Below are 477 nucleotides of genomic sequence, written 5' to 3' on the forward strand. Positions count from 1 at the left end.
ATACGATGTACTGCGGCGCGCGTTGTCAGCGGAGCGTCTGTCTACTTACGAGAGAATCGCATCGAGCTGCAGCCCCGACGTCACAGCCGAATCCCTGTACCTGTGGAACATGCGGATGTGCAGTGCACTGATGATGCCGGTCCATCTGTGCGAAGTGGTCACCCGCAACGCCGCTGCAGCTGTGCTCGCCAGGCAGCATGGCCCGCGTTGGCCCTGGAATGGTGCCTTCCGACGGAGGCTGCCAACCTCATCCAGTACTTCTCCGCGCACGGTACTGGAACAACTTGCCAGCCGCGTAACCGATACACCCGGGATCGTCGCCAACCTGCCGATGGTGTTCTGGCAGCAGCTCTTCACCTGTCGCTTCGACTCCACGCTTTGGATACCCGCACTCAGCAGGGTTCTGCAGCATGCTCCCTCTGCTCATCCCAGTGCCGTAAGGAAAGCCATCCATGCGGATATCGGACGCATCCGCCA

Annotated in this window: 1 protein-coding gene; it reads left to right on the top strand. The window is 60.8% G+C overall.

The features are described from left to right. Nucleotides 1-115: 115 nt before the first annotated feature. The coding region (locus tag F8M74_RS37635) for a hypothetical protein (RefSeq protein WP_205604111.1) at nt 116-477 on the top strand (362 nt) is incomplete at its 3' end.

It is taken from the genome of Myxococcus sp. CA023 (assembly GCF_010998615.1).
Taxonomy (GTDB): domain Bacteria; phylum Myxococcota; class Myxococcia; order Myxococcales; family Myxococcaceae; genus Myxococcus.